Raw genomic sequence first — 24,873 nt, forward strand, 5'->3', positions numbered from 1 at the left:
GCCTCGCGCGCGGCCGGCACGCTTCGCTCAATCCTTGCTCGTGGGGCCCGTCATGCGCCTGATCCATGCCTACATCAACGGCATCACCCGGCTGAACGAATTCATCGGCCGCTGGGTGGCCTACCTGGTCTTCCTCATCTTCGGGCTGCTGCTGTTCGAAGTGTTCATGCGCTACCTGTTTTCCAACCCCACGTCGTGGACCAACGAGCTGGGCCAGATGCTGTTCGGCGCCTACGTGGTGCTCTCTGGCGGTTACGTGCTGGCGCACCGCGACCATGTGAACGTCGACCTGCTGTATGCCTCCTTCGGCCCGCGCGCGCGCGCGTGGATCGACATCTTCACCTCGAGCATGTTCTTTCTGTTCATGGCGGCACTGCTGTACTTCGGCAGCTCCATGGCCTGGGAATCGATCCAGGGCATGGAAACCTCCTACTCCGCCTGGAACCCGCCGATCTGGCCGATCAAGGCGATGATTCCGCTGGGCGCCGCGCTGCTGTTCCTGCAGGGTGTCGCCAAGCTGCTGCAAGACATCCTCATCGCCCTCGGCCTCGAACAAGGCACTGACGCCACGCACGCGGAGGATGCGCAATGAGCATCGAAGTCACGACGCTGCTGTTCTTCCTCACGCTGGTCTTTTTTCTCGTCCTCGGCCTGCCGCTGGCCTTCGTGCTGGGCGGGGTATCGGTGCTGTTCCTGTATTTCACCTGGGGCGTGGACGCCTTCTACATGGTCGCCTCGCAGATGTGGGGCACGATGGAGAGCTTCACCCTCGTCGCCATTCCGCTGTTCGTGTTCATGGCCATGTTGCTGGAGCGAACCGGCGTGGCGCGCGACCTCTATCGGATGATGCACCTGTGGTGCGGCGGCATGCGCGGCGGGCTGGCCATCGGCACGCTGGGCATCTGCGCGGTGTTCGGCGCCATGGTCGGCATCAGCGGCGCGGCCGTGGTGGCGATGGGCACCATCGCGCTGCCGGCGATGCTCGAACGCGGCTACGACAAGCGCATGGTCCTGGGCTGCATCAACACCGGCGGCGGCTGGGGCATCCTGATTCCGCCGAGCATCATGATGATTCTCTACGCCATGATCAGCGGCCAGTCGGTCGGCAAGATGTTCGCCGCCGGTGTGTTGCCGGGCATCCTGCTGGTCTGCCTTACGGTCACCTACGTGCTGGTGCGCTGCTACCTGCAACCGCACCTGGCCCCTGCCCTGCCGAAGGAAGAGCGCGGCAGCTGGGGCGACAAGCTGCGCGCGGTGCGGGCCGTGCTGCTGCCGATTGGCATCGTGGTGATGGTGCTCGGCTCGATCATCGGCGGCGTCACCACGCCGACCGAGGCCGCCGCGATGGGCGTGCTCGGCGCGCTGATCTCCGCGGCGGTGTACCGCAAGCTCGACTGGCCGGTGCTTCAGGAAGCCGCCATCCGCACCTTCAAGCTGACCGGCATGATCGCCTGGATCCTGTTCGCGGCCCACGCCTTCAGCGCGGCCTACCAGGGCATGGGGGCGCAGTCGCTGATCGAAGGGCTGATGATGGACCTGCCCGGCGGTCGCTGGGCGATCGTGATCTTCATGATGGCCATCGTCTTCGTCATGGGCATGCTGCTCGACCCGGTCGGCATCATGCTGATCACCCTGCCGGTGTTCCTGCCGATCATCGCCTCGCTCGGCTTCGATCCCATCTGGTTCGGCGTGCTGTTCGTGATCAACATGGAAATCGGCTACATGACGCCGCCCTTCGGGTTCAACCTCTTCTACCTCAAGGGCATCGTGCCGCCGAGCATCAGCATGAAGGACATCTACTGGTCGGTGATTCCCTTCGTGATCGTCAACATCGTCGGCATGGGCATCATCATGGTCTTCCCCGAGATCGCAACCTACCTGCCCGACACGCTGTTCTGACGCACCGGCCGGCGGCTCCGCCCGCCGGCCACGGAGCCCGCCATGCCGACCATCGACACCCTGCTGCACCAGCGCCACGAGCGGACGCTGGTGCTGTCGTTGCACCAGCCCGCGCGGCGCAACGCCCTCTCCGCGGCGATCAAGCACGACCTGCATCAGGCGCTGCTCGACGCCCGCGACGACCCAGGCCTCGATGCGATCGTCCTGCGCGGCGAAGGCGGGACCTTCTGCTCAGGCGGCGACCTCACCGCCATGCAGCTCGCCGACCGCGCCGAGGGCGTCGAACGCATGCGTGCCAACGCCGAGCTGATCCGCCTGATGCTGGAATTCCCCAAGCCGATTCTCGCCGCCGTCGAAGGCTGGGCCGCCGGTGCGGGGCTCTCGCTCGCCCTGGCCTGCGACAGCCTGATCGCGGCCGACGATGCCCGCTTCAAGGCCGGTTTCGGCCGTGTCGGGCTGATCGGCGACCTCGGGCTGCTGCACACCCTGCCGGCGCGCGTCGGCGTGGCCGCGGCGCGGCAGATCGTGCTGTACAACGAACCGCTCGGCGTCGACGAGGCGCATCGCATCGGGCTGGTCGATCGCATCGTCCCGGCCGGCACCACGCTGGGCGCGGCGCTCGAGCGCTGTCGCACGCTGCGCTCGCACGCCCCGCTGGCGCTGGCCGCAACCAAGCAGCTGCTGGCCCGCGGCGTGACGGCGCTGCTCGAAGAAGAATGCCAGCGCCAGGCCGACCTGTTCCTCAGCAGCGACCACGCCGAAGGCAAGCGCGCCTTTCACGACAAGCGCGAGCCCCGTTTCCAGGGCCGTTGAGCGCCTCGCCTGCGACCGGCGTTGACAGGCTTTCGTCACCAGGTTTACGTTAACGTAAAGGTTGCGACCTGCCAGCGTCGCACCCGGCCGCCACCAACGGCGACCGCCCGAACAACGACAAGATCAGAAGGCGCCTCCATGAGCTACCCCAGCCTCAACTTCGGCCTCGGTGAAACCCTCGACATGCTGCGCGAGCAGACCCAGGCGTTCGTCGCCGCCCAGCTCGCACCGCGTGCCGCCGAGATCGACCGCGACAACCAGTTCCCGATGGACATGTGGCGCCAGTTCGGCGAAATGGGCCTGCTCGGCATCACCGTCGACGAGCAATACGGCGGCGCCGGCCTCGGCTACCTCGCCCATGTAGTCGCGATGGAGGAAATCAGCCGCGGCTCGGGCTCGGTGGGCCTGTCCTATGGCGCGCACTCGAACCTGTGCGTCAACCAGATCAACCGCAACGGCACCGCCGAGCAGAAGGCCCGCTACCTGCCCAAGCTGATCAGCGGCGAACACATCGGCGCACTGGCGATGAGCGAGCCGAACGCCGGGTCGGACGTCGTCTCGATGAAGCTGCGCGCCGACAAGCGCGGCGACCGCTACGTGCTCAACGGCAGCAAGACCTGGATCACCAACGGGCCGGATGCCAACACCTACGTCATCTACGCCAAGACCGAGCCGGAGAAAGGCGCCCACGGCATCACCGCCTTCATCGTCGAGCGGGAGTGGAAAGGCTTCAGCCGCGGCAACAAGTTCGACAAGCTCGGCATGCGCGGCTCGAACACCTGCGAGCTGTTCTTCGATGACGTCGAAGTCCCCGAAGAAAACGTGCTGGGCCAGGTGAACGGCGGCGTCCGCGTGCTGATGAGCGGCCTGGACTACGAGCGCGTGGTGCTGTCCGGCGGCCCGGTCGGCCTGATGCAGGCGTGCATGGACGTCATCGTGCCCTACATCCACGACCGCAAGCAGTTCGGCCAGAGCATCGGCGAGTTCCAGCTCATCCAGGGCAAGGTCGCCGACCTCTACACCCAGCTCAACGCCAGCCGCGCCTACCTCTATGCGGTCGCCCAGGCCTGCGACCGCGGCGAGACGACCCGCAAGGACGCCGCCGGCGTGATCCTCTACACGGCCGAAAAGGCGACGCAGATGGCGCTCGAGGCGATCCAGATTCTCGGTGGCAACGGCTATATCAACGAATTCCCCACCGGACGGCTGCTGCGTGACGCCAAGCTCTACGAGATCGGCGCCGGCACCAGCGAAATCCGCCGGATGCTGATCGGCCGCGAGCTATTCAACGAAACGAAATAGCGAACGTAGGGTGGGCTTCAGCCCACCGCATTGGCGGACGTGCGCCGGTGGGCTGAAGCCCAACCCTACAGAGCGCTCGTCCCGGCGTAGGGTGGAAAACGGCCAACGGCCTTTTCCACGAAGGCACATACAGGTGGAAACCGCGCAATGGCCATCCTCAACACCCAGCTCAACCCCCGCTCGCTCGACTACGCCGTCAACCGCGACGCGATGCAGGCGCAGGTCGACGATCTGCATGCACTGCTGGCGCGAATCCGCGAAGGCGGCGGCGAAAAAGCCCAGCAGCGCCATACCGCGCGCGGCAAGCTGCTGCCACGCGAGCGCATCGACACGCTGCTCGACAGCGGCTCGCCCTTCCTCGAGGTCGGCGCGCTGGCGGCGTACGAGGTGTATGGCGAGGACGTGCCAGCCGCCGGACTGATCGCCGGCATCGGCCGCGTCGAAGGCGTCGAATGCATGATCATCGCCAACGACGCCACGGTGAAAGGCGGCAGCTATTACCCGCTCACCGTGAAGAAACACCTGCGCGCCCAGGCCATCGCCCGCGAGAACCGGTTGCCCTGCATCTATCTGGTGGATTCGGGCGGCGCCAACCTGCCGCGCCAGGACGAGGTCTTCCCGGATCGCGAGCACTTCGGTCGCATCTTCTTCAACCAGGCGACCATGAGCGCCGCCGGCATCGCGCAGATCGCCGTGGTCATGGGCTCCTGCACGGCGGGCGGCGCCTACGTGCCGGCGATGGCCGACGAAACCATCATGGTGCGCAACCAGGCGACCATCTTTCTGGCCGGGCCGCCGCTGGTGAAGGCCGCCACCGGCGAGGTGGTCACGGCCGAAGAGCTGGGCGGCGCCGACGTGCACTGCAAGACCAGCGGCGTGGCCGATCACTACGCCGAAAACGACGAGCACGCCCTCGCCCTCGCCCGCCGCTGCGTGGCCAATCTCAACTGGCGCAAATGCGGTGAGCTGCAACGCCTGGCGCCCCGGCCGCCGCGTTACCCGGCCGACGAGCTGTACGGCGTGATCCCGGCCGACGCCAAGCAGCCCTTCGATGTGCGCGAGGTGATCGCCCGGCTGGTCGACGATTCGGCCTTCGACGAGTTCAAGGCGCTGTACGGCACCACGCTGGTCTGCGGCTTCGCCCACCTGCACGGCTACCCGATCGCCATCCTCGCCAACAACGGCATCCTGTTTGCCGAAGCGGCGCAGAAAGGCGCCCATTTCGTCGAACTGGCCTGCCAGCGCGGCATTCCGCTGCTGTTCCTGCAGAACATCACCGGTTTCATGGTCGGGCAGAAATACGAGGCCGGCGGCATCGCCAAGCATGGCGCCAAGCTGGTCACGGCGGTGGCCTGCGCCCAGGTGCCCAAGTTCACGGTCGTCATCGGCGGCAGCTTCGGCGCGGGCAACTACGGCATGTGCGGCCGCGCCTACGATCCGCGCTTCCTGTGGATGTGGCCCAACGCGCGCATCGGCGTGATGGGCGCGCAGCAAGCGGCCGGCGTGCTGGTGCAGGTCAAGCGCGAGCAGGCCGAACGGGCCGGCGAGGCCTTTTCCGACGAGGACGAAAGCCGCCTGCGGCAGCCCATCGTCGAGCAGTACGAGCGCCAGGCCCACCCGTACTACGCCAGTGCCCGGCTGTGGGACGACGGCGTGATCGACCCCGCGCAAACCCGCGACGTACTGGCGCTGGCGCTCTCGGCCAGCCTCAACGCGCCGATCGAGCCGACCCGCTTCGGCGTGTTCAGGATGTGACCATGCGATCGCCAATCCGACGGTTCGCCGCGTTCGCTTGCCAGCGCCACGTCGCGCCTGTAGCGCGGCCTCCAGGCTTCCGTCCTTCAGCAGGCACCGGCGTGCTGGCGATCTCGGCGCCTCGCTCGTACCAACGCTCGCCCCGCGGCACAGGAGTGTTCGATGACTGATTTCACCACCCTCCAACTGGATAAGGACCCGCGCGGCTTCGCCACGCTCTGGCTGAACCGCCCGGAGAAGAACAACGCCTTCAACGCCGAGATGATCCGCGAGCTGATCCTGGCGATGGATGCGTTGCAGGCCGACCCGTCGCTGCGGTTCGTCATCCTTCGCGGCCGTGGGCGGCATTTCTCCGCCGGCGCCGACCTCGCCTGGATGCAGCAAGCGGCGGCGCTGGACTTCGCGGCGAACCTGCAGGACGCCCGCGAGCTGGCCGAGCTGATGCACGCGCTCTACCACCTCAAGCTGCCGACACTGGCGGTCGTGCAGGGCGCCGCATTCGGCGGTGCGCTGGGCCTGATCGCCTGCTGCGACATGGCGATCGGCGCGTCCGATGCGCAGTTTTCGCTGTCGGAGGTTCGCCTCGGGCTGATCCCGGCGGTGATCAGCCCGTTCGTGGTCCAGGCGATCGGCGAGCGGGCCGCGCGGCGTTATGCGCTGACCGCGGAACGCTTCGACGGCGAGCGTGCCCGCGCGCTGGGTCTGCTGGCCGAAGCCTATGCCGCCGACGTGCTGGAGGACGCACTCGCCGGCTGGGTCGACACGCTGCTGCTCAGCGGTCCCAAGGCGATGCAGGCCACCAAGGACCTGTTCCGCGAGGTCGGCAGCGGCGCCCTCACGCCCGCCCTGCGCCGCTATACCGAGGGTGCCATCGCCCGCGTCCGCGTGAGCCCCGAAGGTCAGGAAGGCCTGCGCGCCTTCCTCGACAAGCGCAAGCCCGGCTGGCAGGAGGGCGACGCATGAACAGGCCTGCAGCATGCCAGCGCTCTCCCGCAGCGCGCCCCGTGCCAACGCCCGCAACCACGAAGGGAAGCAGCCCGCGCGCAGCACGGAGCCACGCCCCCGTCGACATTGCCCGTCGCCGCCATCTGGAACACGGCACGACGACTCCACCCGAACGCCATCGCGTCTACGCCGAGACAGCCGGGGCCACGCCCCTTCCCGATGCCTTCCTGAAGGAGCACGCCGCATGATCACCACCCTGCTGGTTGCCAACCGTGGCGAGATCGCCTGCCGTGTGATGCGTACCGCCAAGGTGCTGGGGCTGACCACCGTGGCCGTGCACAGCGCGATCGACCGCAACGCCCGGCATGTCCGCGAGGCGGATCTGGCCGTCGATCTCGGCGGTGCCAAGCCGGCGGACAGTTACCTGCGGATCGACCGCATCATTGCCGCCGCCGAGGCGAGCGGCGCGCAGGCGATCCATCCCGGGTACGGCTTTCTGTCCGAGAACGCCGGGTTCGCCCGCGCCGTCGAGCAGGCCGGGCTGATCTTCCTCGGCCCACCGGCATCGGCCATCGAGGCGATGGGCAGCAAGTCCGCCGCCAAGGCCCTGATGGAAGCCGCCGGCGTGCCGCTGGTCCCCGGCTACCACGGCGAAGCGCAGGACATCGACACCTTCCGCGCGGCGGCCGAGCGCATCGGCTATCCGGTGCTGCTCAAGGCGGCGGCCGGCGGCGGCGGCAAGGGCATGAAGGTGGTCGAGCGCGAAGCCGACCTCGCCGAAGCGCTGGCCTCGGCGCAGCGCGAGGCGCAATCGGCCTTCGGCGACCCGCGCATGCTGGTCGAGAAGTACGTGCTCAAACCGCGCCATGTCGAGATCCAGGTCTTCGCCGATCGCCACGGGCATTGCCTCTACCTCAACGAGCGGGACTGCTCCATCCAGCGCCGTCACCAGAAGGTCGTCGAGGAAGCGCCGGCGCCGGGGCTTTCGGCCGATCGGCGACGGGCGATGGGCGAAGCGGCGGTCAAGGCCGCGCAGGCGATCGGCTACGTCGGCGCCGGCACCGTCGAGTTCCTGCTGGACGAGCGCGGCGACTTCTTCTTCATGGAGATGAACACGCGCTTGCAGGTCGAGCACCCAGTGACCGAGGCGATCACCGGGCTCGACCTCGTGGCCTGGCAGATTCGGGTCGCGCGCGGAGAAGCCCTGCCGATCACGCAGGAGCAGGTGCCGCTGATCGGCCATGCGATCGAAGTCCGGCTGTATGCCGAAGACCCGGACAACGGCTTCCTGCCGGCGACCGGCACCTTGCAGCTATATCGCGAGGCGGCGCCCGGACCGGGCCGGCGCACGGACAGTGGCGTGTGCGAAGGCGATGCGGTGTCGCCCTTCTACGATCCGATGCTCGCCAAGCTGGTGGCCTGGGGCGACAACCGCGAAGAGGCCCGACTGCGGCTGCTGTCGATGCTCGACGAGACCGCCGTAGGCGGCGTGCGAACCAACCTGGCCTTCCTGCGGCGCGTGCTGGCGCACCCCGCCTTCGCCGCGGCGGAGCTGGATACGGGCTTCATTCCGCGCCACGAGCAGGACCTGCTGCCGCCCGCCGCCGACCTGCCCGAGGCCTTCTGGCAGCTGGCCGCCGAGCGCTTTCTGGCCACCGAACCCGCGCGCATCCGGCCAGACGACCCACAGGCCCCGTGGCAACGCCGCGACGGCTTGCGGCTCGGTATGCCGGCGCACACCCGTCTGCACCTCAGCTGCAACGGGACCTCGCGGGTGGTGACGCTTTCGCCGCGAGGAGCCGGTATGGCTGGGGACTCGTGCCCACCGGATCGCGAGCAAGCTCGCTCCTACAAAAGCGCTGATGCGCCGGCGTTGGATCAGGGCGATGGCGACGTTGGCCACACCGCTGCACCAGGGCCGGACACCGCGCCCTGTAGGAGCCAGCTTGCTGGCGATCAACCCACCGGCGACACCGTCCGGCGCCCGCTGAACGCCATCCGCCAGGGCGACACCCTGCACGTGCAATGGCACGGCGAATGGCTGGCGGTGACCGCCTTCGACCCGATCGCCGAGGTCGAGGCCAGCCACAGCCATCAGGGCGGGCTGACCGCGCCCATGAACGGCTGCATCGTTCGCGTGCTGGTGGAGGTCGGCCAGCAGGTCGAGGCGGGCGCCGCGCTGGTCGTGCTCGAGGCGATGAAGATGGAACACAGCATCCGCGCCCCGCAGGCCGGTGTCGTCAAGGCCGTCTATGGGCGTGACGGCGACATGGTGAGCGAGGGCACGGCGCTGGTGGAACTGGAGGCCTGACAGGCCGCCATGCACGCCAGCCCAGCCGTCGATGGAAACCGGTGCAGCGGCCTCCACCGCCCGAGGCAAGCGGTGGTCGAGGCCGCGCATCGTCCACCTGAGCGGCATGACCGACCGGAGCCATCCGATGAAGCATTTCCATGCAGCCCTGAACGCCCACCCAACCCTGGGGTGGAAGACACGCCCAGCGCTTTTCCACCGACACGTCGCCGCCCCGGCGACTCACCCCTGATCACGGAATCCGCCCGATGAACACCGACACCACCCCGCTCCCATCCCACGTCCGCCTCGTCGAAGTCGGCCCGCGCGACGGCTTGCAGAACGAGAAACAGCCGATCTCCGTCGAGGACAAGGTGCGGCTGATCGAGGCGCTGGCCGCCGCGGGCGTGCGTCATGTCGAAGCCGGCAGCTTCGTCTCGCCCAAGTGGGTGCCGCAGATGGCCGGTTCGGCCGAAGTGTTCGCACGGATCGAACGGCGGCCGGGCGTCGTCTACAGCGCGCTGACGCCGAACCTCAAGGGCCTGGAAGCAGCGTTGGAAGCCGGCGTTCAGGAGGTCGCGGTGTTCGCCGCGGCGTCCGAGGCGTTCTCGCAGAAGAACATCAATTGCTCGATTGCCGAGAGCCTCGCGCGGTTCGAGCCGGTCATGGCAGCGGCGCAGCAGCAGGGCGTGCGGGTGCGCGGCTACATCTCCTGCGTGCTGGGCTGCCCGTACGATGGCGAGATCGACCCCGCGCGCGTCGCCTCGGTGGCGCGCGCGCTGGATGCCATGGGCTGCTACGAGGTCTCGCTCGGCGACACCATCGGCACCGGCACGCCCGGCAAGACGCGCGCGCTGATCGATCGCGTCGCCCGCGAGGTCCCGCGCGAGCGCCTGGCCGGGCACTATCACGACACCTACGGGCAGGCGCTGGCCAACGTCTACGCGAGCCTGCTGGAGGGTGTCGCGGTATTCGACGCCTCGGTCGCCGGCCTGGGCGGCTGCCCCTACGCCAAGGGGGCGACCGGCAATGTCGCGAGCGAAGACGTCCTCTACCTGCTGCAAGGCCTGGGCATCGAAACCGGTATCGACCTGCCTGCGCTGGCCAGCGCCGGGCAGAGGATCAGCGACCTGCTCGGCCGGCCCAACGGCTCGCGCGTGGGCCGTGCACTGCTCGCGACGAAGCAGTAGCCTTGCCGCCCGCCGCGGTTCCTACCGCCCGTCTCCTGATAGTCGTTTCCTACCGCCCGTTTCTGAAGCCCGTTCGAGAGCAGCCGACATGCCGACGCCCACGCAGACCTACAGCATTTCCGATCTCGCCCAGGAGCTGGATGTCACCACGCGCACCATTCGCTTCTACGAGGAACAGGGCATGCTCGCCCCGACCCGGCGCGGGCAGGAGCGCATCTACACGCCCAAGGATCGCGTCGTGCTCAAGCTCATCCTGCGCGGCAAGCGGCTGGGCTTTTCGCTGGCTGAGTGCAAGTCGCTGATCGGGCTCTACGACCCGCGCGCCGGCAACCGCAAGCAGCTCCAGCACATGCTCGACATGATCGCCGAGCGCCGTCTGCAACTCGAACAGCAGCTGCTCGACATCCGCCAGATGCAGCTCGAACTGGACACCGCCGAAGAGCGCTGCCGCGCCGCGCTCGACGAAACCAACGCCCGCCCCGAGACGCTGCCGGCTGCCACCGACGCAACGGATTGATCGGCTCACTCGAACGCTTTGGTCGAAATCCTCGTGCCATCGACCGGAACGCCTGTGCGACGGTGACGCTCCAACCCGCAACGCCGCCCAGCGGCACGCACCGAGGAGATGCACATGGCTAAGGTTCTGGTTCTGTACTACTCGTCCTATGGACATATCGAGAAGATGGCCGAGGCCGTCGCCGAAGGCGCCCGCCGCACCGGCGCCACCGTCGACATCAAACGCGTGCCCGAAACAGTGCCCGAAGAGATCGCCCGCAACGCGCACTTCAAGCTCGATCAGGCGGCGCCGATCGCGCAGGTCGCTGACCTCGAGCAGTACGACGCCATCGTCATCGGCACCGGCACGCGCTTCGGACGCATCAGCAGCCAGATGGCGGCCTTCCTCGACCAGGCCGGCGGGCTCTGGGCGCGCGGCGCGCTGAACGGCAAGGTGGGCGGCGCCTTCACCTCGACCGCCAGCCAGCACGGCGGGCAGGAAACCACCCTGTTCTCGATCATCACCAACCTGCTGCACTTCGGCATGACCATCGTCGGCCTGCCCTACAGCTTCCAGGGTCAGATGGGCGTGAAGGAAGTGGTCGGCGGCGCGCCCTATGGCGCCACGACGCTCGCCGACAACGATGGCTCGCGCCAGCCGAGCGAAACCGAGCTGGAGGGTGCGCGGTTCCAGGGCGAGTTGATCGCCAAGACGGCGAACAAGCTGTTCGACTGATCCGCCAGGGCGCCTGCGCCCGCCTGTGCGCGGCGCCCTTTTCTCCGCCTGTTCGACCGTGCCGGATCAGGTGAGCTTGGCCTCGGCCGGCAGCTTCACCTCGCGCGGGTTCTTGAAGGCGAGCAGGAACGCCACCAGCACACCGAGCGCGAACACCGCCGGGAACAGCCAGATGCCCTGCCAGTCATGGCCGGTCGCCGTGGCGAAGTGATCGGTGACCCGCCCCGCCACCCAGAAGCCGATCAGCATCCCGACGCCGTAGGTCGCCAGCGTGATCAGCCCCTGCGCCGAGCCCTTGAAGGTCTCGCCAGCCTTGGCATCGGTGTAGATCTGTCCCGACACGAAGAAAAAGTCGTAGCAGATGCCATGCAGGGCGATGCCGACGATGAGCATGAACAGCAGCTCGCCGCCGTTGCCGTAGGCGAACAGCGCATAGCGAATCGCCCAGGCGAGCATGCCCAGCAACAGCGTCTTCTTGATGCCGAAGCGCCGGATGAACAGCGGCAGCGCCAGCATGAAGAGCACCTCGGACACCTGTCCCAGCGTCATCATGCCGGTCGGGTTCTCCACGCCGATCTCCGCCAGGAAGGGGTTGGCGTTCTGGTAGTAGAAGGCCAGCGGAATGCAGATCAGCACCGAGGCGAAAAAGAAGATCGCGAAGCTGCGGTCTTTCAAGAGCGCCAGCGCATCCAGCCCGAGCAGGGTCTTGAGCCCGCCCGATCCACGCTGCGCCAGCGGTGGCGTGCGCGGCAGGCTGAAGCTGTACAACCCGAGCAGCGCCGAGGCGATCGCGCACATCAGGAAGGTGTTGCGCAGCGCTCCCTCGGCGATGGCGGCCTGCGAATCCCAGCCGAACAGGAAGCTGATCACCAGCCCGGCGACGATCCAGCCCACCGTGCCCCAGACGCGGATGCGCGAGAACTCCAGCGCCGGATCGCGCATCTGCCGGAACGCCACGGCGTTCACCAGCGCCAGCGTCGGCATGTAGACGATCATGTAGCCGAGCACGTAGGGGTAGAACGCTGCGAAGTCCTCGGCACGGTAGAGCTGGTACAGCAACACCGCGCCGACCAGGTGGAGGATCGCCAGGATGCGTTCGGCATTGAAGTAGCGATCGGCGATCAGGCCGATGACGAACGGCGCCAGGATGGCTCCCCACGACTGGGTCGCGAAGGCCATGCCGATCTCGCTGCCGGAGGCGCCCAGCGTGGCGCCGAGAAAGGTGCCCAGGGTGACGAACCAGCCGCCCCAGATGAAGAACTCGAGGAACATCATCAGGCTCAGTCGCGCGTTGAGTGTGCTCATGGTCTTGTCCTTGTTGTTTGCACGGTTGTTTGCACGGTGGCCGCCAGTCCTGCTCAGCGGCCCGGATCATCCAGCCCCAGCAGTCGCCGGTTGCGCTCGGGGCTGGCGGCGGTGCCGGCAAAATCATCGAACGCACGCGTGGCCGGCTGGATCAGGTGACGCTCGATGAACGGCGCCCCTTCGGCGGCGCCCTGTGCCCCGTCCTTCAGGCAGCACTCCCACTCCAGCACCGCCCAGCCGTCGAAGCCGTACTGGGTCAGCTTGCTGAAGATCTGGCCGAAATCGATCTGCCCGTCACCCAGCGAACGAAAGCGCCCGGCGCGCTCGGCCCAGCCCTGATAGCCGCCATAGACGCCGGAGCGCGCATCCGGCCGGAACTCGGCGTCCTTCACATGGAACATGCGAATGCGCCCGTGGTAACGGTCGATGAAGCCCAGGTAATCGAGCTGCTGGAGCAGCAGGTGGCTCGGGTCGTACAGGATGTTGGCGCGCGGATGGTCATCGACCACCTCGAGAAAGCGCTCGAACGAGGCGCCGTCGTGCAGGTCCTCGCCGGGGTGAATTTCGAAGCAGAGGTCCACGCCCGCCTCGTCGAAGGCATCGAGAATCGGCCGCCAGCGGCGCGCCAGTTCGGCGAAGCCTTCCTCCACCAACCCCTGCGGCCGCTGCGGCCAGGGGTAGACGTAGGGCCAGAGCAGCGCGCCGGAGAAGGTCGCATGGGCGCGCAATCCCAAGCGCTGGCTGGCCCTCGCCGCCAGCTTCAACTGCTCGATCGCCCATTCGGTCCGCGCCCTGGGTCGTCCGCGCAGCGCGGCGGGGGCGAAGTCATCGAACAGCCCGTCGAACGCCGGGTGCACCGCCACCAGCTGGCCTTGCAGGTGCGTCGACAGCTCGCTGATCTCGACGCCCGCTTCGGCGCACTGACCCTTGAGTTCATCGCAATAGGTCTGGCTCTCGGCCGCGCGCGCCAGGTCCAGGCATTGCGTGCCGAGCGTCGGCACCTGGATGCCGCGGTAGCCGAGCGAAGCCGCCCAGCGGGCGATGTTCGGCAGCGTGTCGAAGGGCGCCTCGTCGCCGAGGAACTGCGCGAGGAACAGGCCCGGGCCCTGGATACGGCGTGGTGAAGGTCGCTGCATGGTCACTCCTTTCTCGTGCGATCAGTCCGGGGGCTGCGTGCCATCGACGACCAGCGGCGTCCACTTCCGGTCGACGCGGTCGTTCTCGAGGATGGTTTCGATGAAGGCCATCGCCCGCAGGCCGGCGTCGATGCCCGGCACGCCGGGTGCGTCGTGACCCGTCGCGCCCGAGCGGACGGCCCGCGCGAAGTCGACGTACAGGTTCGCCAGCGCCTCGAGGTAACCCTCCGGGTGGCCCGCCGGCAGCCGCAGCCGACGGCGCGCCGCGTCGCACAGCCCGTGCCGGTCGACGCCGGCGCGCAGCACGCGCATGGGCTCGCCGAGCGGACGGTGGATCAGGCTGTTCGGCTCCTCCTGCCGCCATTCGAGCCCGCCCTCGTCGCCGTACAGGCGCAGCTTCAGGGCGTTTTCCTCGCCGGCACACACCTGGCTGGCGACGAGCAACCCGCTGGCGCCGCCATCCGTGCGGAACAGCACCGCGCCGTCATCGTCGAGCTGCCGACCGGCGACGTGGGTGCCGAGGCTGGCGCACACCCGCTCGAGCCGTTGCCCGCTGACGAACTCGGCCAAGGTGAAGGCATGCACGCCGATGTCTCCCATGCAGCCGCTCGGCCCCGCCTGCTCCGGCGCGCCGCGCCAGCTCGCCTGCTTGTTGCCTTCGGCGGCGAGGTCCTGGCTGAGCCAGCCCTGCGGGTACTCGACCCACAGCTTGCGCAGGCGCCCGATCGCACCGGCGCGGACCATCTCGCGCGCCTGCCAGACCATCGGATAGCCCTGGTAGCTGTGGGCCAGGCCATACAGGCGATCGGTGCCGGCCAGGGTTTTCGCCAGGCCGCGTACTTCGGCCAGCGACAGGGCCGCCGGCTTCTCGCTGAACACGTGAAAGCCGGCCGCCAGCGCGGCCTCGGCAATCGGCGCATGCAGGTGGTTGGGCGTGACGATGGCCAGCACCTCCATCCGCTGCCCGGCGGGCAACGCCCGCTCGCCCTCGATCAAGGCCTGCCAGGAGGCATAGGTCCGCGACGGGTCGAGGTGCAGCGCCTCGCCCGTCCTCAGGTTGTTCTGCCCATCGCGGCTGAAGGCGCCGCAGACCAGTTCGAGATGGCCATCGAGCGCGGCGGCCTGGCGGTGGACCTGCCCGATGAAGGCGCCCTCCCCGCCACCGATCATGCCCAGCCGTACGCGCTTGCCTATCTCTGCCATCGTGCGTTGCCTCTGCCTTTCATCTCTTCATCTCTTTCGATTCGTCATGTCGTCTGCCGCCTGCTTGAAGCGAACCGGCTCATACTGCCGCAATGTAACCGGTTACATTGCCATGCAATCTAGCAGCGCATCCGACGGTGTCAAATCAGCAGAACGGTATCGGCGCGGGCGGTAACGGCGATCAAACCGGCCAGCGCCGCAGCTGTGCCTCGACCCGGCGGGCAAAGCGCTCCACCTGTGCCGAACCCAACCGCTCGCTGCGGTAGAGCGAACACAGGCGCAGGCGACAGCGCGGCGCGCAGGTGCCGAGGATGGCCGTGCCCAGCACGCGCCTGACGGGCTGGCGCAGCAGCAGCCGGTCGACCCACCAGGGCGAGCCGAGGGTGGTCACGACCAGCACCTGACGCAGGCCATGCAACCGCGGACGGATCGGGCCGTAGTCGTCGGCATGGTCGTAGGCGACGCCCGGCGCCCAGACGCGATCGAACCACCCCTTGAGCATGGCCGGAAAGCCAAACCACCAGGTCGGGAACACCAGCACGATCGCCTCGGCGGCGAGCAGTCGCTCGACCTGATCGGCGATCGCGTCGATCGGGAAGCCACCCGCGTAGTAAGCGCCCCGCTCGGCCGGGCTCAAGGCCGGATCGAAGCGCTCGGCGTACAGGTCTTCGGTCGCCACCTCGTGCCCAGCCGCATGCAGCGTCTCCACCACCCGATCGCGCAGCGAGGCGCACAGGCTGTTCGGCAAGGGGTGGGCGGTCACGACAAGGCAGCGCATGGAGCGTTTCTCCGTTCGGTAATCAGCGGCGCGGGCGCAACCTTAGTCGCTGCGCCGACGCTGGGGTACTCTAGCCGCCGCCCCGCCAACCTGCGGCCGGGCTCGATGACGAGGGGTTATGCCGAACATTCGCAAGGTCGCCGAACTCGCGGGCGTGTCCGTGGCGACCGTCTCGCGCACCTTGAAGACGCCGGAAGTCGTATCGCCCGAGACGCGCGACCGCGTGCTGGCGGCCGTCGAGCGGGCGGGCTATCGACCCAACCTGATGGCCGTGCAGTTTCGTTCTCGTCGCACGCGCAACCTGGTGGTGCTGGTGCCGGTCATTGCCAACGTGTTCTTCGCGCGCGTGATCAGCGGTATCCAGGAGGCCGCCCAGGCCTTCGATTACCGCGTGCTGCTGTGCGACACCCTCGGCCGCGAAGAGGTCGAGACCGCCTACGCCGAGCTCGTCCATGCGCACCAGGCCGACGGCGTGATCCAGCTGCGCGCGTTCAACCCGTTCGAGAAGGCCTGCGCCGACGGCCAGGCCCCGCCGCCGATGGTCAATGCCTGCGAAGTGCTCGATGCGCCGCCCTGCCCCACCGTGCGCCTCGACAACCGCGCCGCCGCGCGCGCCATGACCGAGCACCTGCTCGCACTCGGCCATCGCCGCATCGGGCTGATCAAGGGGCCGCAGGGCAGCCCGCTGACGCGCGAACGCATCGCCGGCTACGAAGACGCGATGCAGGCGGCCGGCATCGCACCCGACCCGGCGCTGCTGTGCCGCGGCAACTTCACGCTCCAGGCCGGCTACCAGGCGGCCGGCGACCTGCTCGCGCTGCCGGATCGACCGACCGCGATCTTCTGCGAAAACGACGAAATGGCGATCGGCGCGATCCAGCGCATCCGCCAGGCCGGTTTGCGGGTGCCGCAAGACCTCTCGGTGGCGGGCTTCGACGACATCCCCTTCGCCGCCTACTGCGAGCCGCCGCTGACCACCATCGCCCAGCCCGCGGAGGAATTCGGTCGTCGCGCGGTGGGCATGCTCGTCGCCCTCTTCGAAGACCGGACGCTGCCCGAGCCGCATGTGGTACTGCCCTACGACCTGATCGTGCGCGGCAGCACCGCCCCCGCCCCGACCGGCTCAGGCCAGCCGCAACCGACCCCATAGCCAGCCGCCGTAGAGGTTCACCAGCAGGCCGAGCATCACCAGCGCCGCGCCGGCATATTGCAGCGGGCCAAGCCGCTCGCCGAGCAGGACCGACGACGCGCTGATGCCCACCACGGGCACCAGCAGCGAGAACGGCGCCACCTGGTTGGCCGGATAGCGCGACAGCAAGCGGCTCCAGAGCCCGTAGCCGAGCAGCGTCGCGACGAACGCCAGGTACACCAGCGCCAGGATCGAATCGAGCGAAATGCTGCGCAGCGAGGCCGCGATGAGCACCGGGCCTTCCAGGCCGAGCGACAGCAGCAGGAACGGAATCGGCGGCACCAGGCTGCCCCAGACGACCAGCCCCACCAAGTTGACCTTGCCGATCCGACGGGTGATCACGTTGCCCATCGCCCACATCGAGGCCGCGCACAACGTGAAGAAGAAGCCGGCCAGCGTCATCGCATGGTCGCCGCTCTGCGCCGCGATCAACGCCAGCCCGCACGCCGCGACCAATAGACCGACCAGGTGCGCCGGCTGGAAGCGCTCGCCGAGCATCGGCACCGCAAACAGCAGCGTGAAGAAGGCCTGCGCTTGCAGCACCAGCGACGCCAGACCAGCCGGCATGCCGACCGACATGGCATAGAACAGGAAGGCGAACTGGCCGACCGAAATCGTCATGCCGTAGGCCAGCAACCAACGCCACGGCACCGCCGGGCGACGCACGAAGAACACCGCCGGCAGCGCCGCCAGGGTAAAGCGCAGCGCACCGAGCAGCATTGGCGGCAGACCATCGAGCCCGACCTTGATGACGACGAAGTTCAGGCCCCAGGCGACGATCACCACCAGGGCCAGCGCGAGATCCTTCGGTGTCACGGGGATGCCTCCCTCCTGTGGCTGGACGTGCCATTAGGCACCTGCGGTGGGGGCGTCATGCGATACAGCGGTGGGGAAATTTGGCCGTACAGCGGGGGGATGAGTCGGTAGATGCCCTGTTTCCCTTCGCCGGGCGCCCAACTACACGTCGGACGTTTCGTACACCGCACTTTCTCGGCCCGCCCTCCAGATTGCGCCTGGCACGACGTCTGTAGGAGCCCGCTTGCGGGCATGCTCTTGCTTTTGTTTCCTCGGCGTCTCGCGCAGGTGTTTCGGGCGCAGCACTTTCCTCGGGCCGAACTACAGGTTGCGCCTTGCGCGGAGCCTGTAGGAGCCCGCTTGCGGGCGATGCTCTTGCTTTTGTTTTCACGGCGTCTCGCGCAGGCGTTTCGGGCGCAGCACTTTCCTCGGCCCGGACGACAGGTTGCGCCTTGCACGGCGCCTCACTTTTCTTTGCCGCGCGGCAAAGAAAAGTAAGCAAAAGAAAACGCGCCCCGTCATCCGGGTCTGACTGCTGCGCAGCCAGACTGCCCTCACTCCGGCGCCGCTCCGGGGGCGCGTCCCGACGGGACATCCTTGTCCCGCCGCGCCTCGCTCTGCGTCCTGCCTCGCGTCCCCCTGCGCAACGCCTGCGTTCGGCCGGATGAAAGGGGGTTGGTTCGAGTGGTCTGGGAGTGAGGTGCAAGTGAATCAAAAGCCTGAGCACGCGCCGGTTGGGCACAACATGGGGCAGCCAGGTAAAGGGTTCACCGCCGTGCAAGCGGTGGCTGACGGTTCGGTGATTGCTGCATCACCGCCAATTTGAAATCTGTACTGAATGATCTTCTGGTCATGTAAACACCGTGTGGCTGGGCGAAGCTTAGCGCCCTATCGGGGTGTCCAGAATCATTGAGCCACAACAAACCTGTCGTCCGGGCCGAGGAAAGCGCAGCGTTCGAAACTCCAGATCACTAAGCCAAAAAGCAAGAGCATCGCCCGCAAGCGGGCTCCTACAAAAAACATTTTGCGCCGTGCAAGACAACAGAACGCCGCCGATGCCAAACCGGTGCATTGCTTCGTGAATGCGCCCTACGGTTGTCTCGTGTTCGAGACCACAACAGCTTTGCTTCCTGCTTTGCCTTTCTGCCTTGCTTCTCTCGCTTTACACACCAAAACCATCAGCCCACACCACTCGCCCCATCAGAAGGCCGAGCGCAGGTGTCGTGGAGGGGGTCGAGCGGCAGGGATGCCGCGAGAGCCGCGAGGGCCATGGATGGCCCTTCGTGGCGTGCCCCTGGAACGGCACCGGAGCGAGGGAACCCCGGCGAAGCCGGGGCCGGATGCAGGGGTCGCCTTCTCTTTGGTTACTTTCTCTTGGCGAGACAAGAGAAAGTGACGCGCCGTGCAGGGCGCAAGCTGTAGGCCGGGCCGAGGAAAGCGCGGCGCCTAAAACCCCAGACCCGCAAAGCCAAAAGACAAAAGCTTCGCCCGCAAGCGGGCTCCTACAAAAACATTTCGCGCCATGCAAGGCACAACAGAACGCCGCCGATGCGAATCGGTGCATTGCTTCGCGAATGCACCCTACGGTTGCCTTCCGCTCGAGACCACAACAGCTCGGTTTCTGCTTTTCTGCTTTTCTGCTTCGCTTTCCGGCTTTTCCCAACCAGAACCATCAGGCCACACCCCTCGCCCCGTCAGCAGGCCGAGCGCAGGTGTCGTGGAGGGGGTTGAGCGGCAGGGATGCCGCGAGAGCCGCGAGGGCCATGGATGGCCCTTCGTGGCGTGCCCCTGGAGCGGCACCGGAGCGAGGGGACCCCGGCGAAGCCGGGGCCGGATGCAGGGGTCGCCTTCTCTTTGGTTACTTTCTCTTGGCGAGACAAGAGAAAGTGACGCGCCGTGCAGGGCGCAACCTGTCGTCCGGGCCGAGGAAAGTGCGGCGTTCGAAAGGCCCGATCGTGAAGCCAAAAGACAAAAGCTTCGCCCGCAAGCGGGCTCCTACAGTTCCTCCAAAGCCTCAGCGCCGTGCAGGGTGCAGCCTGCGTCCGGGCCAAGAAACGCTGATCGCTCCAGCCCCAACCAAAACCCAAAAAGCAAAAAGCAAAAAGCCCACCGAAGTGGGCTCTTCTCAACGGAATCGATCAGCGATACGCCTCGAACAACCCCGCCGCGCCCATCCCGCCGCCCACGCACATGGTCACGACACCGTAGCGTAGGTTGCGGCGCTGCAGTTCGCGGACTAGGTGGCCGGCGGTGCGTGAGCCGGTCATGCCGAACGGGTGGCCGATCGAGATCGAGCCGCCGTTGACGTTGTACTTCTCGTTGTCGATGCCGAGCGTGTCGCGGCAGTACAGGCACTGCGACGCGAAGGCTTCGTTCAGCTCCCACAGGTCGATGTCGGCGACACTCAGGCCGCGGGCCTGGAGCAGGCGCGGCACGGCGAATACCGGGCCGATGCCCATCTCCTCGGGCTCGCAGCCGGCCACGGTGAAGCCGCGGAAGAACGCCTTGGGGGTGAGGCCCAGCTCGAGCGCCTTCTCCAGGCTCATCACCAGCGTCATCGAGGCGCCGTCGGACAGTTGCGAGGCGTTGCCGGCGGTCACCGAGCCGTCTTCCGAGAACGCAGGCTTGAGGCCGGCGAGGCTTTCGAGGGTGGTGTCCGGGCGATTGCAGTCGTCGCGGTCGACCACGCCTTCGAGGATTTTCTTCTCGCCGGTGGCCTTGTCTTCGACCAGGTAGCGCACGTTCATCGGCACGATTTCGTCGGCGAACAGGCCTTCGGCCTGTGCCCGCGCGGTGCGCTGCTGGCTCTGCACGGAATACTGGTCCTGGTATTCGCGGCTGATGTTGTAGCGGCGGGCGACCAGCTCGGCGGTCTGGCCCATGCTGTGGTAGATGCCGGGGACGCGCTCCTGCAGCACCGGGTTGACGAGGTTTTCGCTGTTGCGGCTCTTGGCGGTGAGGGTGATCGACTCGACCCCGCCGGCGACGATCACGTCGCTGCAGCCCGATGCGATCTGGTTCGCGGCGATGGCGATCGATTGCAGGCCGGACGAGCAGAAGCGGTTGAGCGTCATGCCGGCGGTCTGGATGCCCAGGCGCGACAGCACGGCGACGTTGCGGCCGATGTTGTGGCCTTGCGCGCCTTCGTTGGAGCCCGCACCGACGATGCAGTCCTCGACCAGCGCCGGGTCCAGGTCATTGCGCGACAGCAGCGCATCGACGCAATGGGCCGCCATGTCATCGGGACGGGTCATGTTGAACTTGCCGCGGAAGGACTTGGCCAGGCCGGTCCGTACGCTGTCGACGATTACCACTTCACGCATGGCACACCTCGGTTCTTGTTCGAGTGGACGATGCGTCGATGATAGGCCCGCGAAAATCGGGGCGGCGACGACCATTCAGCGGGGATATGTCAGCCCATGGCAGCGTCATTCGTCGCAGGCGGCCTGGAGCGCGTCGTTCAGCGTGCGCAGGATCTTGACCCGCGCGAAGCGCTTGTCGTTGGCCTCGACCAGCGTCCAGGGCGCGATGGCCGTGCTGGTGCGCGCGACCATGTCGTTCACCGCCAGGTTGTAGTCGCCGAGCCTCTCGCGGTTGCGCCAGTCCTCGTCGGTGATCTTGAAGCGCTTGAGCGGATCGTCCTCGCGCGCCTTGAAGCGCTCGAGCTGCTCGTCCGGGTCGATCGACAGCCAGAACTTGACGACCACGGTGCCGGCCTCGATCAGTTGCTCTTCGAAGTCGTTGATCTCGTCGTAGGCGCGCAGCCATTCGGCCGGCGTGCAGAAGCCCTCGACTCGCTCGACCAGCACGCGGCCGTACCAGGAGCGATCGAAGATGGTGAAGTTGCCGCGCTCGGGCACGTTGCGCCAGAAGCGCCAGAGCCAGGGCTGGGCGCGCTCGTCCTCGCTGGGCGCCGAGACCGGCACGGTCCGGTACATGCGCGGGTCGAGCGCGGCGGTGACGCGGCGAATCGCGCCCCCCTTGCCGGCCGCGTCGTGGCCTTCGAACACCGCCAGAACCGCCCGCTCGCGCAGCGCCTTTTCGCGCATCAGTTGCGACAGCCGGGCCTGCTCTTCCAGCAGCTGCTGCTTGTAGTCGCCCTTGGACAGGCGCTGCGACAGGTCAAGCGTGTCGAGCAGGTTGCGCCCGTCCAGGCTGGCGGCGACGGGCGCGCTGTGCGGCGGCGCGACCTCGCACGGCGCGCCACGCAAGGCGGCCTGGAGGCCATCGAGCAGGATGCGGCCGACGGCCAGGTTGCGGTAGCGCTCGTCCGCGCCCTCGATGACGTACCAGGGCGCATGATCGCGGCTGCTGCGCCGCAGCACGTGTTCGCCGTGGCGGACGAAGCTGTCGTAGGTCTCCGATTGTTGCCAGTCCAGCGGGCTGATGCGCCAGCTGTGCAACGGGTCGTCCTTGAGCGAATCCAGCCGCGCCTGCATCTGCGGCTTGGACAGGTGAAACCAGAACTTGAAGATCAGCACCCCTTCGTCGGTCAGCATCTTTTCCATGCGCAGCGCCCGGTCGACCGCATGCTCCAGGTCGTCGTCGTCGATGCGCTCGTGCAGACGGTCCTGCAGCATCTGGCTGTACCAGTTGCCGAAGAACACGCCCATGCGGCCCTTGGGCGGCAATTTGCGCCAGTAGCGCCACGCCGGCGGATGGGCCTGCTCTTCGTCGGTCAGCACGTCGAAGCTTTCGACGCGGATCAGCCGGGGGTCCATCCACTCGCTGAGCAGCTTGACCGTCTCGCCTTTGCCCGCGCCTTCCACGCCGTTGATCAGCAGCAACACTGGAAAGCGCGCCTGCTCCCTGAGCTGGTGCTGGGCCTCCAGCAGGGCCTGACGCAGGGCGGGTTCCTCGGCCTCGTAGGTGTCCTTGTCGACGGCATGGCCAATCTGAGCGGTTTCGAACATCGGCAACTCCTCACGCGGGTCGGGCGGCTGGGCGGTCGGATAGAATGCCGTTCTTTTCGCAACAGGACCGCTCTGGATGTCCGACCGCCCCGCCCCTTCCGAATTCCAGCCCGCCGCGCTCGACTGGGACGCGCACGGCCAGCCGCAGTCGCGCCGCTACGGCGACGTGTACTTCTCGCGCGCGTCGGGTCTGGAGGAAACGCGCCATGTCTTTCTGGCGCAGAACGACCTCGAACGCCGCTTCGCCGCGCTTGGCGAGCAGGAGCGACTGGTCATCGGCGAGACGGGTTTCGGAACCGGCCTCAACTTTCTCTGCGCCTGGTCGCTGTTCGCCAGTACCGCACCGAGCGGCGCGCGGCTGCATTTCGTCAGCGTCGAGAAACACCCGCTGACCCGCGATGACCTCGCCCGCGCCTTGCGCCTGTGGCCGAGCCTCGCCGAGCAGGCGGCCGCGTTGCTCGGTCAGTACCGTGCGATCCATCCCGGTTTTCAGCGGCTGGTGTTCGACGGCGGCCGGGTGACGCTGACCCTGCTGATCGGCGACGTGCTGGACACGCTGCCGACACTCGATGCCTCCGTCGACGCCTGGTTTCTCGACGGTTTCGCGCCCGCCAAAAACCCCGACATGTGGCAGCCCGCGCTGTTCGCCGAGCTGGCGCGACTGTCCGCGCCGGGCGCCACGCTCGGCACCTTCACCAGCGCCGGGTTCGTCCGCCGAGGGCTGATCGAGGCCGGTTTCGACATGGCACGGGTGCCGGGGTTCGGGCACAAGCGTGAGATCCTCCGAGGGCGCTATATCGGTAGCGCGCAAACACCGGTCGACCCCTGGTATGCCCGTCCGCCGAAGCCCGCCGCCGATCGCCGCGCCCTGGTGATCGGCGCCGGGCTGGCCGGCTGCGCGACCGCTGCGAGCCTGGCCGCCCGTGGCTGGCAGGTGAGTCTGATCGAGCGCCATGCCGAGGTTGCGCAGGAAGGATCGGGCAACCCGCAGGGCGTGCTCTACCTCAAGCTCTCCGCGCACGGGACGGCGCTCTCGCAACTCGTGGTTGCCGGGTTCGGCCATACCCGGCGCCTGCTGGAGCGCCTTCAGCGCGGCGCCGACTGGGATGCCTGCGGTGTGTTGCAGCTGGCCTTCGATGAGCGCGAGCAGGCGCGCCAGGCGCAGCTCGCCGCGGCCTATCCGGCCGATCTGCTGCGCGCGGTCGATCGTGCCGAGGCCCAGGCGCTGGCGGGCGTAGGGCTCGACAGCGGCGGGCTGTTCTTCCCGGACGCCGGCTGGCTGCATCCGCCGGCGCTGTGCCGCTGGCTGGCGAGCCAACCGGGCATCACGCAGGTCACCCACCGCGAGGCGATCAGGCTGCGGCGCATCGATGACGAATGGGAAGCGCAGGGTGACGGCCAGGTGCTCGGCCGCGCGCCGGTCGTGGTGCTGGCCGGTGCAGCGGACATCACGCATTTCGAGCAGACCGCCGGCCTGCCGCTCAAGCGCATTCGCGGGCAGATCACGCAGGTGCCGGCCACCGCGGCCAGCCAGTCGCTGTGCACGGTGCTGTGCGCCGAAGGGTACGTCGCACCGGTACGCGGCACCGAGCATACGCTGGGCGCGAGCTTCGATTTCGCGGCGACCGATCTGTCGCTCCGCGCCGAGGAGCACCGCTCCAATCTCGATCTGCTGGCCGCTATTTCCCCCGACCTGCATGCACGGCTCGAAGTGGCGAATCTGAACGCCGACAGCCTCGAGGGGCGCGCCGCCTATCGTTGCACCACACCCGACTACCTACCGCTGGTCGGCCCGCTGGCCGACGCTTCGGCCTTCGCCGATCGCTACGCCGCGCTGGGCAAGGACGCCCGCCTGCGACCCGACACGCCCTGCCCCTGGCGGCCGGGGCTGTACGTCAACGCCGCGCACGGCTCCCGAGGGCTGATTACCGCACCGCTCGCCGCCGAGCTGGTGGCCGCCTGGATCGAGGACGAACCCTTGCCCTTGCCACGCGCCGTCGCCCAGGCCTGCCACCCCAATCGGTTCCTGCTGCGCCAGGTCGTCCGCGGTACGCCTGCGCCGCAGGCCGGCCCGGCATAGCGGCAATAAGGTCGCGCAATGCACGCTTCCCCCGTATCGTGACGCCTGT

General features: G+C 67.7%; 19 protein-coding genes. 12 read left to right on the plus strand and 7 right to left on the minus strand.

Annotated features, from left to right (window positions below):
* Positions 1–52: 52 nt before the first annotated feature.
* From D7325_RS12255 to wrbA, 10 genes are all read left to right on the plus strand, one after another.
* Positions 53–592: a TRAP transporter small permease subunit gene (locus D7325_RS12255; RefSeq protein ID WP_120996041.1), complete on the plus strand. Its 540-nt coding sequence runs from the start codon at positions 53–55 to the stop codon at positions 590–592.
* Entirely contained in the window at positions 589–1,899 is a 1,311-nt protein-coding gene (locus tag D7325_RS12260; RefSeq protein WP_120996043.1) for a TRAP transporter large permease, read from the plus strand. The genes D7325_RS12255 and D7325_RS12260 overlap by 4 nt, the downstream gene beginning before the upstream one ends.
* 42 nt (positions 1,900–1,941) lie before the next feature.
* On the plus strand, positions 1,942–2,712 hold the full coding sequence (locus D7325_RS12265; protein WP_120996045.1) for an enoyl-CoA hydratase/isomerase family protein: 771 nt from the start codon (positions 1,942–1,944) through the stop codon (positions 2,710–2,712).
* A 138-nt stretch (positions 2,713–2,850) separates the two neighbouring features.
* Positions 2,851–4,014: an isovaleryl-CoA dehydrogenase gene (locus D7325_RS12270; RefSeq protein ID WP_120996047.1), complete on the plus strand. Its 1,164-nt coding sequence runs from the start codon at positions 2,851–2,853 to the stop codon at positions 4,012–4,014.
* 147 nt (positions 4,015–4,161) lie between these two features.
* A complete protein-coding gene (locus tag D7325_RS12275) occupies positions 4,162–5,769 on the plus strand; it encodes a carboxyl transferase domain-containing protein (protein ID WP_120996049.1) in 1,608 nt (535 codons plus the stop codon).
* 162 nt (positions 5,770–5,931) lie between these two features.
* Positions 5,932–6,732 (plus strand): gamma-carboxygeranoyl-CoA hydratase, encoded by an 801-nt coding sequence (locus D7325_RS12280; protein ID WP_120996051.1) that lies wholly within the window; start codon positions 5,932–5,934, stop codon positions 6,730–6,732.
* A 226-nt stretch (positions 6,733–6,958) separates the two neighbouring features.
* On the plus strand, positions 6,959–9,025 hold the full coding sequence (locus tag D7325_RS12285; protein WP_120996053.1) for an acetyl/propionyl/methylcrotonyl-CoA carboxylase subunit alpha: 2,067 nt from the start codon (positions 6,959–6,961) through the stop codon (positions 9,023–9,025).
* Between the two features lie 248 nt (positions 9,026–9,273).
* A complete protein-coding gene (locus tag D7325_RS12290) occupies positions 9,274–10,194 on the plus strand; it encodes a hydroxymethylglutaryl-CoA lyase (RefSeq protein WP_120996055.1) in 921 nt (306 codons plus the stop codon).
* 88 nt (positions 10,195–10,282) lie between these two features.
* Complete coding sequence (locus tag D7325_RS12295; RefSeq protein ID WP_120996057.1) at positions 10,283–10,711, plus strand: MerR family transcriptional regulator; 429 nt, start codon at positions 10,283–10,285, stop codon at positions 10,709–10,711.
* 114 nt (positions 10,712–10,825) lie between these two features.
* Positions 10,826–11,425, plus strand: a complete 600-nt coding sequence (gene wrbA / locus D7325_RS12300; RefSeq protein ID WP_120996059.1) for an NAD(P)H:quinone oxidoreductase — start codon at positions 10,826–10,828, stop codon at positions 11,423–11,425.
* A 66-nt stretch (positions 11,426–11,491) separates the two neighbouring features.
* Here the strand turns inward: wrbA and D7325_RS12305 are convergent, their stop codons facing one another.
* From D7325_RS12305 to D7325_RS12320, 4 genes are all read right to left on the minus strand, one after another.
* On the minus strand, positions 11,492–12,730 hold the full coding sequence (locus D7325_RS12305) for a nucleoside permease (RefSeq protein ID WP_120996061.1): 1,239 nt from the start codon (positions 12,728–12,730) through the stop codon (positions 11,492–11,494).
* Between the two features lie 53 nt (positions 12,731–12,783).
* A complete protein-coding gene (locus D7325_RS12310; RefSeq protein WP_120996063.1) occupies positions 12,784–13,866 on the minus strand; it encodes a sugar phosphate isomerase/epimerase family protein in 1,083 nt (360 codons plus the stop codon).
* Positions 13,867–13,887: 21 nt separating this feature from the next.
* Complete coding sequence (locus D7325_RS12315) at positions 13,888–15,069, minus strand: Gfo/Idh/MocA family protein (protein ID WP_120996065.1); 1,182 nt, start codon at positions 15,067–15,069, stop codon at positions 13,888–13,890.
* 181 nt (positions 15,070–15,250) lie between these two features.
* Positions 15,251–15,847, minus strand: coding sequence for an NAD(P)H-dependent oxidoreductase (locus D7325_RS12320; protein WP_120996067.1), 597 nt, complete (start codon positions 15,845–15,847; stop codon positions 15,251–15,253).
* A gap of 118 nt (positions 15,848–15,965) precedes the next feature.
* Between D7325_RS12320 and D7325_RS12325 the strand changes: the two genes are divergently transcribed.
* Complete coding sequence (locus tag D7325_RS12325) at positions 15,966–16,997, plus strand: LacI family DNA-binding transcriptional regulator (protein ID WP_120996069.1); 1,032 nt, start codon at positions 15,966–15,968, stop codon at positions 16,995–16,997.
* On the opposite strand, the gene D7325_RS12330 is transcribed toward D7325_RS12325, so the two are convergent.
* The 3 genes from D7325_RS12330 to pap form a co-directional block, all read right to left on the minus strand.
* Complete coding sequence (locus D7325_RS12330) at positions 16,971–17,852, minus strand: EamA family transporter (RefSeq protein WP_120996071.1); 882 nt, start codon at positions 17,850–17,852, stop codon at positions 16,971–16,973. The genes D7325_RS12325 and D7325_RS12330 overlap by 27 nt on opposite strands.
* Positions 17,853–19,969: 2,117 nt before the next feature.
* Positions 19,970–21,154, minus strand: a complete 1,185-nt coding sequence (locus D7325_RS12345; RefSeq protein ID WP_120996075.1) for a thiolase family protein — start codon at positions 21,152–21,154, stop codon at positions 19,970–19,972.
* 105 nt (positions 21,155–21,259) lie between these two features.
* The gene (gene pap, locus D7325_RS12350; RefSeq protein WP_120996077.1) at positions 21,260–22,744 is read right to left on the minus strand and encodes a polyphosphate:AMP phosphotransferase; all 1,485 of its coding nucleotides are present in this window, start codon (positions 22,742–22,744) and stop codon (positions 21,260–21,262) included.
* 76 nt (positions 22,745–22,820) lie between these two features.
* Here pap and mnmC point away from each other — a divergent pair, with 76 nt between their 5' ends.
* Entirely contained in the window at positions 22,821–24,824 is a 2,004-nt protein-coding gene (mnmC, locus tag D7325_RS12355; protein ID WP_120996079.1) for a bifunctional tRNA (5-methylaminomethyl-2-thiouridine)(34)-methyltransferase MnmC2/FAD-dependent 5-carboxymethylaminomethyl-2-thiouridine(34) oxidoreductase MnmC1, read from the plus strand.
* Positions 24,825–24,873: the final 49 nt, after the last annotated feature.

The organism is Stutzerimonas urumqiensis, assembly GCF_003640395.1.
Lineage (GTDB): Bacteria > Pseudomonadota > Gammaproteobacteria > Pseudomonadales > Pseudomonadaceae > Stutzerimonas > Stutzerimonas urumqiensis.

What these genes read in the sequence shown, in the direction of transcription:
- D7325_RS12305 (WP_120996061.1), bottom strand. Translation starts at nt 12,730, where the DNA reads ATGAGCACACTCAACGCGCGACTGAGCCTGATGATGTTCCTCGAGTTC.
- D7325_RS12345 (WP_120996075.1), bottom strand. Translation starts at nt 21,154, where the DNA reads ATGCGTGAAGTGGTAATCGTCGACAGCGTACGGACCGGCCTGGCCAAG.
- D7325_RS12285 (WP_120996053.1), top strand. Translation starts at nt 6,959, where the DNA reads ATGATCACCACCCTGCTGGTTGCCAACCGTGGCGAGATCGCCTGCCGT.
- D7325_RS12280 (WP_120996051.1), top strand. Translation starts at nt 5,932, where the DNA reads ATGACTGATTTCACCACCCTCCAACTGGATAAGGACCCGCGCGGCTTC.
- D7325_RS12310 (WP_120996063.1), bottom strand. Translation starts at nt 13,866, where the DNA reads ATGCAGCGACCTTCACCACGCCGTATCCAGGGCCCGGGCCTGTTCCTC.
- D7325_RS12265 (WP_120996045.1), top strand. Translation starts at nt 1,942, where the DNA reads ATGCCGACCATCGACACCCTGCTGCACCAGCGCCACGAGCGGACGCTG.
- D7325_RS12290 (WP_120996055.1), top strand. Translation starts at nt 9,274, where the DNA reads ATGAACACCGACACCACCCCGCTCCCATCCCACGTCCGCCTCGTCGAA.
- D7325_RS12320 (WP_120996067.1), bottom strand. Translation starts at nt 15,847, where the DNA reads ATGCGCTGCCTTGTCGTGACCGCCCACCCCTTGCCGAACAGCCTGTGC.
- wrbA (WP_120996059.1), top strand. Translation starts at nt 10,826, where the DNA reads ATGGCTAAGGTTCTGGTTCTGTACTACTCGTCCTATGGACATATCGAG.
- mnmC (WP_120996079.1), top strand. Translation starts at nt 22,821, where the DNA reads ATGTCCGACCGCCCCGCCCCTTCCGAATTCCAGCCCGCCGCGCTCGAC.
- D7325_RS12255 (WP_120996041.1), top strand. Translation starts at nt 53, where the DNA reads ATGCGCCTGATCCATGCCTACATCAACGGCATCACCCGGCTGAACGAA.
- D7325_RS12275 (WP_120996049.1), top strand. Translation starts at nt 4,162, where the DNA reads ATGGCCATCCTCAACACCCAGCTCAACCCCCGCTCGCTCGACTACGCC.
- D7325_RS12260 (WP_120996043.1), top strand. Translation starts at nt 589, where the DNA reads ATGAGCATCGAAGTCACGACGCTGCTGTTCTTCCTCACGCTGGTCTTT.
- D7325_RS12325 (WP_120996069.1), top strand. Translation starts at nt 15,966, where the DNA reads ATGCCGAACATTCGCAAGGTCGCCGAACTCGCGGGCGTGTCCGTGGCG.
- D7325_RS12315 (WP_120996065.1), bottom strand. Translation starts at nt 15,069, where the DNA reads ATGGCAGAGATAGGCAAGCGCGTACGGCTGGGCATGATCGGTGGCGGG.
- D7325_RS12295 (WP_120996057.1), top strand. Translation starts at nt 10,283, where the DNA reads ATGCCGACGCCCACGCAGACCTACAGCATTTCCGATCTCGCCCAGGAG.
- pap (WP_120996077.1), bottom strand. Translation starts at nt 22,744, where the DNA reads ATGTTCGAAACCGCTCAGATTGGCCATGCCGTCGACAAGGACACCTAC.
- D7325_RS12270 (WP_120996047.1), top strand. Translation starts at nt 2,851, where the DNA reads ATGAGCTACCCCAGCCTCAACTTCGGCCTCGGTGAAACCCTCGACATG.